The organism is Microbacterium sp. NPDC064584, assembly GCF_040687315.1.
Taxonomy (GTDB): domain Bacteria; phylum Actinomycetota; class Actinomycetes; order Actinomycetales; family Microbacteriaceae; genus Microbacterium; species Microbacterium lacus.
The window spans coordinates 1-9,285 of record NZ_JBFBMZ010000016.1; the positions used below are offsets into that span (position 1 = coordinate 1).

Annotated in this window: 7 protein-coding genes; 5 read left to right on the forward strand and 2 right to left on the reverse strand. The window is 65.3% G+C overall.

The features are described 5' to 3' along the window. Positions 1-166 precede the first annotated feature (166 nt). The 3 genes from AB0P18_RS16170 (at position 167) to AB0P18_RS16180 (ending at position 3,458) form a co-directional block, all read left to right on the forward strand. The gene (locus tag AB0P18_RS16170; RefSeq protein WP_239264827.1) at positions 167-1,294 is read left to right on the forward strand and encodes a tyrosine-type recombinase/integrase; all 1,128 of its coding nucleotides are present in this window, start codon (positions 167-169) and stop codon (positions 1,292-1,294) included. A gap of 5 nt (positions 1,295-1,299) precedes the next feature. Then, entirely contained in the window at positions 1,300-1,620 is a 321-nt protein-coding gene (locus tag AB0P18_RS16175) for a helix-turn-helix transcriptional regulator (RefSeq protein ID WP_071330018.1), read from the forward strand. Positions 1,621-2,375: 755 nt separating this feature from the next. Beyond that, positions 2,376-3,458 (forward strand): hypothetical protein, encoded by a 1,083-nt coding sequence (locus tag AB0P18_RS16180; RefSeq protein ID WP_143049337.1) that lies wholly within the window; start codon positions 2,376-2,378, stop codon positions 3,456-3,458. 101 nt (positions 3,459-3,559) lie between these two features. Here AB0P18_RS16180 and AB0P18_RS16185 read toward each other — a convergent pair whose 3' ends face one another. Next, positions 3,560-4,825: an MFS transporter gene (locus AB0P18_RS16185; protein ID WP_071329986.1), complete on the reverse strand. Its 1,266-nt coding sequence runs from the start codon at positions 4,823-4,825 to the stop codon at positions 3,560-3,562. Further along, entirely contained in the window at positions 4,822-6,462 is a 1,641-nt protein-coding gene (locus tag AB0P18_RS16190) for an ABC-F family ATP-binding cassette domain-containing protein (RefSeq protein WP_184219691.1), read from the reverse strand. Before AB0P18_RS16190 ends, AB0P18_RS16185 begins: the two co-directional genes overlap by 4 nt. Positions 6,463-7,029: 567 nt before the next feature. On the opposite strand from AB0P18_RS16190, the gene AB0P18_RS16195 reads away from it, so the two are divergent. Both AB0P18_RS16195 and AB0P18_RS16200 read left to right on the forward strand, forming a co-directional pair. Further along, entirely contained in the window at positions 7,030-8,211 is a 1,182-nt protein-coding gene (locus AB0P18_RS16195) for a Cmx/CmrA family chloramphenicol efflux MFS transporter (protein WP_217316632.1), read from the forward strand. Beyond that, positions 8,208-9,209 (forward strand): IS481 family transposase, encoded by a 1,002-nt coding sequence (locus AB0P18_RS16200; RefSeq protein ID WP_217316631.1) that lies wholly within the window; start codon positions 8,208-8,210, stop codon positions 9,207-9,209. Before AB0P18_RS16195 ends, AB0P18_RS16200 begins: the two co-directional genes overlap by 4 nt. Positions 9,210-9,285 lie beyond the last annotated feature (76 nt).

A 9,285-nucleotide genomic window follows, 5' to 3' on the forward strand; every position in this document is an offset into this window, starting at 1 on the left:
CAAACGGGCGATATTGCCATCCGATGCAACGCGCGAAGCGCGATCGCCCGCGCGGTAGAGCCTGAGCTCAAGAAGGATGTCGAGGGGGCCGGGGGTCTCTGCGCCACTCTTGATCACCCAGAGTACTTCATTTGCATCAATGTTGTATTGGATGCATCATGAGGATGTGCTTGAAGTTGATCCATCGTCTGCGCAGCGGCTCGTCTCCGCGCGGAATGTCATTCATCTTGACCCTGAGGGAGCCGTGCTCGACGGGATGTTGAATGGGTGGCGAGCCCAGCAGATTGCTCGCTTCTTGAAGGCTCCGACGATTGCGGCGAGAGAGCGGCTCGTGCGCCGGTTCGTGGACTTCACGGGTATGTACCCGTGGCAATGGACGCCGGCGGAGGCGGAGGCGTGGATCAGTGAGCTGCGCTCGGGCGTGAAGCCGTTGCGGCTATCGACGCTGCGTGGATACGAGATCGACATCAAGATGTTCTGCGAGTACATCACTGATCCTCGATATCCCTGGCTGTCCGAGTGTGAAGCGCGTTTTGGCGCTGCACCCAGACAGGTGTTCCATGAGGACAACTCGATTGTGCATGTCAGCGAGTACGAGGGCGATGCCGCGCGGCGACCGTTGACATTCGACGAAGTCCAGGCGCTGTTCGATGCGGCCGACGGGCTCGCCGCACGGATCCTGTCGCGACGGCGAAAGGGTGCGGTTCAGGCCGTGCGGGACGCCGCGCTTCTCAAGTGCGTCTATGCGTTCGGGTTGCGAAGACGTGAGGCGGTCATGCTTGATCTCGTGGATCTCCGCCGCAACGCGAAGCTGCCGCACCTAGACCGATTCGGTGCACTGTCGGTGCGCCATGGCAAAGCGAGCCGCGGGGGCCCGTCGAAGCGGCGCACGGTGCTCACCGTTCCGGAGATGGGCTGGATCGCGGAGACGCTGGCGCACTACCTCGATGAGGTTCGGCCGGCGTTGTCGTCATCGTCGAGTTCGTCGCCTGCTCTGTGGGTGACCGAACGGGGCACGAGGCTGAGCAGGCGTGCGGCGAACGAAGCGTTCTGTACAGCTCGTGATGCCGCGGGGATCGACTCTTCGTTGGATCTGCATTCGTTGCGGCACTCGTACGTGACGCACCTGGTGGAGTTCGACTACCCGGAGCGGTTCATTCAGGAGCAGGTGGGGCACTCGTTTTCCTCGACGACCGCGATCTACGTCGGCGTCTCTAACGAGTACCGGAACCGGCTGCTCACCCAAGCTATTCACACCCGCTACGGCGCCGACTTCGAGGAGGCAGCACGGTGAAAGAGATGGACTACGTCTGGCATCTGCGAGCGAAGATGGCGGAGCGTGGAATGTTCGCCACGACGGACCTGCAGCCGCTGCTCGCTGAGCGTGGTGTCGCGCTCTCCCGGGAGCAGACCTACCGGCTGGTGACGGGTCAGCCGCAGCGCCTGAGCATGGTTACGCTGATCGCGCTGTGCGACATCCTTGAGTGCACACCCAACGACCTCATCGAACCCCGCATCGTCGAGGCGTCCGCCAGGAAGGCTTCCGGGGAAGTCATCCCGCGGAAGAGCCGAGTATCCGCCCGCCGAACGACGATCAATCGGCCCGGGCATTCGAAATGACCGTGGTGCCGGAGCATCCTTGCTCCGAGTGCGGAAGCCGCGCCCCGCGGGTGAAACGACTCCCCGACGGTGGAGGGCTCTGCCGACCGTGCTACAACGTCAGCCGACGTATGGAGTGCTCGCGCTGTGGTCGCATCCGTGCGCCCAGCGCTCGAGCCGAGGACGGCGCACCACTCTGCGGGCACTGCGCGCGCCCTAAGCGGGCGTGTGCGGGATGCGGCCGTGTCGATCACGTCACCGCCATCGTGGACGGTCAGGATCTCTGCCAGCGCTGCTACTCCGCACCGGTCAGAGCGTGCGGACAATGCGGACGGGAGCGACGCGTCGCAACCCGCCACCAGAATGGCGTAGCAGATCTGTGCCACAGCTGCTACCGCACCCCCATCGCCGAGTGCGCCATCTGCGGTGAGAAGCGCGCGGTTCATACGACCTGGCCCCTCGGGTCTATATGCGGCGTGTGCTATCGACGCGAGCTCCGCCACCCCGACGGCTGCGGGTCTTGTGGGCAGGTGAAAGCGCTCATCGGTCGCGATGACCGAGGGGAGCGCGTTTGCGGGCCGTGTGCAGGGTCGACGCGCGACTACGTCTGTGCCACGTGTGGCGCCCCGGGTGAGCAGCACTTCGAGAACACCTGCATCCGCTGCTCCGTCGTTCGAGCCGCCGGCGACCTCCTCGCGTCCGCGACGGGGGTGATCCCCGGGCGTTTGGCCGGGCTCCCGGACGCGCTCGTTTATCGAGGTCGCGTGGACTCGACCATGAGATGGCTGCTCAAGCCCACCCCGAGAGCTCTGCTCCGAGCGATCGGGTCGGAAGAGTCGATCACGCATGCGCGCGTTGACGCGTGTCCGCCTGGGCAGGCGCGACATCATCTCCGTGCGCTCCTGGTCGACGTCGGCGTTCTCCCGGTACGAGATGAGCAGACTGAGCGGCTCGAAACATGGGTCGACGAGTACCTGATCCAGCTTCCTTCACACCATGCCGCCGAGATCACTCCCTATGCACAATGGAAGGTGCTGCGGACTGTGCGGCGGCGGGCAGGACGCCGCCGTACCACGGTCGGTGTCGCAGATTCCGCGCGTGAACGGATCCGCGCGGCCGCGCGACTCCTGCAGCACGTCGAGCAAGAAGGGGCGGGCTTCTCCGCGCTGACACAGGAGGTCCTAGACCGGTGGGTCGGCGGCAACGCAGCCCGCACCGGCGACATCGCACCGTTCATCTCGTGGCTCAGGTCCACCGGCCAGTATCCGGGACTCCGCGTCGAGCGCGGACAGCAGGCCAGGCCGAGCGAGGTCAGCGGGGAGGACGAGCATCACGCTCTGGTCCGCACGTTTATCGCCGGGTCGGACGACACGGTGAGCCTCGCGACCAGGGTTGCCGCGCTGCTCGTGCTCCTTTACGGAGCTCGAACCGACCGCATCCACCGGCTCACCACTGTCGACACCAGTACAGCCGGAGGACGAACGTATCTCGCGCTATCGACAGAACCCATCGAGATCCCGAACTCGGTCGCTCAACTCTTCGCGCAGCTCGTGAAAGAAGCTGAGCAGAATCCGGGGGCGACTCGGCGAGCCGGTGAGGGATCGTATCTATTCCCATCTCCCCGACGACACCACGAGCCGATCCATCCCACGACCCTCGGACGGTGGATAGCGCGGGCCGGGGTCAGCCCGCGGATCGCCCGGAACTACGCCATGCTCGCCCTCGCTAGCGACCTCCCCGCCGCTATCGTGGCCGTTCAGATGGGAATCACGCCGCAGACAGCGAGCCGATGGTCGCAGTTCTCGCAACGCGACAATTCCGAGTTCGTCGCCGCGAGAGCAGATTTCCTCCCCCGCTGAGGGCACATCGGAGTGGGTTCAGGCAGCCGCGGCCCGAGAACTCCAAGCCGAGTCAATTCCTTCCAGGACGCTAACAATCAGGGACGCAGTGCGGCGCTGGGTCAAGTGTCCAGGGGGTGTCTCGTCTCGACGTCCCGCATGCGTCCGGCTAGAAGCGCGACGATGGCGAGCAGCGTCGGCGCGACGCCGGCCACGATGAAGATGGCTGGTATCGGCACGATCAGCGATAGGGGCCCGGCGATGGCGATCGAGACGGGCATGAACGCGATGGAGACGAAGAAGTCGAGACTGGCGACACGGCCGATCATTTCGGGTGGCACGAGGCGTTGAAGCAGTGTGCCCCAGATCACCACGCCGGCTCCTGTGGCAGCTCCGACCGCGAACAGTGTGGCGAGCATCACTATTAGGTTGTTGGCGAGGCCGATGAGCACGAGCGGGAGGGTACCGCCGCCCCAGAGGCCGATCATCAGTGTCAGGTATCGCCGGGGCAGTTTGAGTGACGACACGATGAGCGATCCGATGGCGCCTCCGATTCCGTAGGCGGCGAGTAGTAGTCCGAACGTTGCTTCGGCGTCGTCGAATCGGTCGCGGGTGAGGAAGGGGAGAAGTACCTCGATTGGGCCCTGGATGATGAGCGCGAGGGATGATCCGAAGATCAGGGTCCATAGCAGCCAGCGGGTGCGGGCGACGTAGCGGACCCCGGCTTTGAGGTCGCCCCACACGCTCGTGCGTTGCTGCGACTGTTCCGGTTCGGTGGTTTCCTCCCGGCGGCTGAGGAACAGTGTGATGACGAACGCGACTGCGTAGGACGCGGCGACGATGACCGCTCCGATGGCGGGGAAGAACGCCCCGACGATGATCCCTCCGAGGGCGGGTCCGAGGCCCTGCCCCATCGAGGGCCGGAGAGCCCCTTCGAGCCCGTTTGCGGCGAGCAGTTGTTCGGGCGGTAGTACTTGGGGGAGGTAGGCGCTGTAGGCCGGGTAGAAGAACGCACTACCCGCGCCCATGGCGAACGAGGCGAGCCCGACATGCCACAACTCGATCGCGCCCGTGAGGGACAGCACCGCGACGGCGGCCATGACCGCCGCGGTGAGTCCCTGCACGGTGATGATGATCCGCCGCTTCGAGAAGCGATCGGCTACCACCCCGCCGAGGACCGAGAAAGCGAAGAGGCCGAGGCTGAGCCCGGTAGCGACGGCTGACAGGGCAAGGGGGCTGTCGTCGAGTGCGAGCACCTGAAACACCATGACGATGGTCCACATGCCGGTGCCGAAGACTTCGATACCGACGGCCGCGAACAGCAGCCGGTAGTCGCGGGTAGCGAGAGGGCGCAGCGCCCGCAGCCGGTCGGGAGTCTCGCGGGTCATACGAGCGCCTCGCTTTCGGTCGTAGCTTCCAGTTGCAGTGCCGGCCAGCCTTCGACGTCGCGGAGAAGCTGCCGGTCGTGGGTGGATACGACAACAGCCGCTTGGGTGGCGTTGAGCGCGTCGGTCAGTTCGTCGACGAGCGCGATCGATAGGTGGTTGGTCGGTTCGTCGAGCAAGAGCACGTGCGGCTTGGTGGCGAGCACCAGGGCCAGCTCGAGGCGCCGTTGCTGGCCCATCGACAGCTCACCTATCCGCTTGCTCGATTCGCGGGCGCGCAGGAGCCCGAGCTGCGAGAGACCGACTGCCTCACGCGATGGAACGAGCGCGTCGACGTGGGCTGCGTAGAACTCGCTCGCGCGACGATCCAGCGGCAGCTCCGACTCTTGGCGCAGAAAAGCGAGCCGCACGTTCTGCGGGCGACGAACGGTGCCGGTGTCCGGGCGGAGGTCTCCCGCTGCGACGCTCAGCAGTGTGGACTTGCCGGCCCCGTTGGGTCCGGTCACTACGAGACGCCCGCGGTGTGACAGAGAGAACGCCGCCGGGCGCGTAAGCCTGCCGGTCACGGTCACGTCCTCCACGCTCAACAGCACCGCTCCGGTTCGGGTCGCAAGCTCCGGGAAGCGAAACACTTGCGGCGGCTCGGGAACAGTCACCGCGTGCGCTTCGAGTTGCTCCTGCCGGCGATGCACGCTCTGCACGAGCCCGCCCGCGCGCGTGGCCCGTCCGTGCTTGTTGGTTCCCTTCTCTGGTCGCCACCCCGAGACGAGTCGGTTCTGCGCCGAGCTGAGACTGTCCTGCAGCCGCGCGAGCTCGGTCTGCTGTCGCTCGAATTCGTGCTCCCACCGTTCGCGCTCGGCGCGCCGGCCCTCGCGGTAGCCGGCATAACCGTTGCCGTACACGCGCACCCGGTCATCCGGGGTCGGGTCGAGGTCCACGATCGTCTCCGCGACGTCGGAGAGCAGCGCGCGATCATGGGTGACGACGACCACGCCGCCGTTTCGCGACCGCAGTTGCGTGGTCAGAAACTCGAGGCCGCTTCGATCGAGGTGATTTGTGGGTTCGTCGAGGAGCAGGAAATCGTCGTCGGCGCCGAGCAGGCACGCCAGACGGACTCGATAGCGCTGCCCGACGGAGAGGTCGTCCAGGCGCCGGGATGGCTCCGTTTCGGCGTCGAGTGCTTCCAACGCGATCTGCACCCGCCGTTCGGCATCCCACGCATCGAGGACTTCGGCGTGTTCCAATGCGGCGGCGTATCGTTCTTCGGCGCCGGGGACGCCTGCGGCGAGTGACACCGCGGCCGAATCGAGGGCCGCAACGGCGGCGAGCGGCTGCGCGATCGCTTCCGCGACCGCCTGGCCCACTGTGCGGTTGCCGCCGGTCGGCATCTCTTGTTCGGCTATGCCGACCGTCCCGAGTCGCTGCACTACTCCGCTGTCCGGGGTGAGAGCGCCGCTGAGGACGTGCAGGAGCGTCGACTTCCCCCGGCCGTTCTCGCCCACGATCGCTACTCGCGAGGTGGCCGTGACCGTGAGGTCGACGTGGCTGAGGACGGGGGTGGCTCCGCGCGTTACGGAGACGTCGGAGGCGATGAGCTGCGCGCGATGGCGCGCTGGTAGAGGGGTGTTGAGGGAGAGCATTCGTATCCTTCGGAAACGACGCACCGCACGGCTATGAAGCGTGCGAGGGTGCGCAAGGTGACGGCGACCCGTGCAGGGTCGAGAACGAGCGGCCGCCGCAGGCTCGGATGACTCAACGAGCGCGGTAGGCCTTACTCAGCCGTCACAGGAAGTACAAATGCACATTCCGAGTGTATCGAACGACGTGATCAGAGCAACCACCGAAGAGACTCCGCCTGGAGTTTGTGGCTCTCGTCAGCGGGACGCGCCTGCCCGGAGATCTCCGCAACAGAGGAGAGGTACAAGCCCACCACACTCGGCGGACGACGATCTGCTAGCTGTTGCTGGCCAGGAGGTTGTTGACACTTCTTGGGGCTGGCGGCGCAGCCAGGTAAGGTGAGCGGTATGTCGAGCCCTGAATCGGACACTCAGGGGCTTTCGGTCACGCCGTCAGCCCCTCACCTCCGCTGAGCCCTTAGCTCTCTGTTGCCCAGTGCTGCGCGCAGCACGGCATCCGGGTGCCCTCTGGGCGCTGACCGTGGTGACGAGACGTTCTCTTGTTCGTACTCTCGCTTCGGAGCTATCTCGATGCCTTTCGCTCTCTATCTTCTTGCCCTGGTGGTCTTCGCCATGGGTACTTCCGAATTCATGCTCGCCGGCCTCGTGCCCGACATCTCCACATACTTCAGCGTTTCCGTGGGGACCGCTGGTCTCCTGACATCGGCGTTCGCCGCAGGGATGGTGATCGGTGCACCGGCGATGGCCGCGCTCACTCGTCACCTCCCCGTGAAGGCGACACTCCTGGGTTGCGCGATCGTATTCGCGCTATCCCACGTCGTCGGGGCACTTACGCCGGATTTCACGGTTCTGTTCATCACGCGCGTGATCGCGGCGATCGTGAATGCAGGCTTCCTGGCGGTCGCTTTGGGTGCGGCGACGAGACTCGTAGCACCCGATGCCAAAGGGCGGGCCGTGGCGGTTCTGCTGGCGGGTACCACCGTCGCCACCGTCGCCGGCGTCCCCGCCGGTGCACTGCTTGGAACGGCACTCGGCTGGCAGTCGACGTTCTGGGCGATCGCTCTTCTCTGCGTCCCCGCTGCGATCGGCATTGCCGCGGGCTTCAACACTCAAGTTCACGACTCGTCAAGGGAGGAGTCGTCCTCGACCTCGCTGCGTGTGGAACTGGCGCAGCTGTCCTCGCCGCGCCTCGTTCTAACGATGCTGCTCGCTGCCCTGGTGAATGCCGGCACCTTCGCCACGCTCACCTATCTCGCGCCGATCGTTACGGACACCGCCGGCCTGAGCCAGTGGTGGGTACCGCTGGCCCTTGTGCTCTTCGGCGTCGGCTCCTTCATCGGCGTCACCGTTGCGGGACGACTCTCGGATGCCCGACCCAGGATCGTCATCGTCGGTGGTGGCAGCGTTCTGGTGCTCGGGTGGGTCGCGCTGGCCCTCTTTGCAACGAACCCCGTTGCCCTGCTCGGGCTCGTATTCACTCAGGGTGTGGTGGGGTTCGCCGTCGGGAGCACGCTGATCACACGAGTGCTCTATGCCGCGGCGAGTGCACCCACCATGGCAGGGTCATACGCGACAGCGGCACTCAACGTTGGCGCGGCCGCCGGTCCCGTGCTCGCCTCCGCCGCACTCAGCGTCATGCCGGGCGCGCTCGGACCCGTTTGGGTAGCCGCGCTCGCGACCACCACGGCACTGCTGCTCGCAGTTCCGCTTATTCGGCTGATTGCACCCGTCGAGAGCGAGGTGGTCAAGTGACGCACGCAAATTCGCCACTGACGGTCGAAGGTCGTCGTCGACTCGTCGCGCGCTGTCGGACTCGACCTATTTCTCATGTTGCCGCAGAGATGGGGATCTCCCGCGCGACCGCCTCGAAATGGGTCAACAGATACAAACGATTCGGGAAGCTCGGTCTACAGGACCGCTCGTCGTCGCCGATCCGTCAACCATCTGCAACGCCTGGCCGCCTCGTGGAGCAGATCGAGTCAATGCGACGAGAACAGAAATGGCCAGCGTCCCGTATCGCATTCGAGCTCGAGCAAGCAGGAACACCGGTCAGTCGTCGCACCATCACCCGGCTCCTCGCGCAGCTGGGCCTGAACCAGCGCAAGTATATTGACCCCAACGGCGAGTTGAATCGGGAACCGCAACGCATCACCACCAAACGTCCCGGCCACATGGTGCACCTGGACGTGAAGAAGGTCGGTCGTATCCCTGATGGCGGCGGGTGGCGTGTGCACGGCAAAGGCAGCGAGAAAGCCAAAGCTGTCGCACGTCAGAAGACCCGGGGTACGAAGACTGGGTACGTCTACCTGCATTCGGCCATCGACGGGCACACCCGACTCGCGTACACCGAAGCGTTGCCGGACGAGAAAGCCGCCACTGCCGTCGCGTTCCTCGGACGTGCAAGAGCTTGGTTCGCCAAGCACGGCATCGCCGGGATCGAGCGGGTCGTGACCGACAACGGTTCCTGCTACCGATCCGCAGCTTTCCACGACGCAGTCGGGAACAGTCGACACCAGCGCATCACGCCATACACGCCTCGACACAACGGCAAAGTCGAGCGCTACAACCGGATCCTCGCCGAAGAGTTTCTTTACGCGCGCATCTGGCGCTCAGAAGCCGAACGCGCTGCCGCGCTCGAAGTGTGGAACCGGCACTACAACTATCACCGTCCCCACGGCGCTCACGACGGGCAACCGCCCGCCTCTGCGACACCGACGCGAGTCAGCAACGTCATGGCCTCATACAGCTAGCTGTCGCTCAAAGGCATGAGCGGATCGACGCGTGCTTGCGAATAGCGCAACCCTCAATATTGACTCTCCGCCGGTC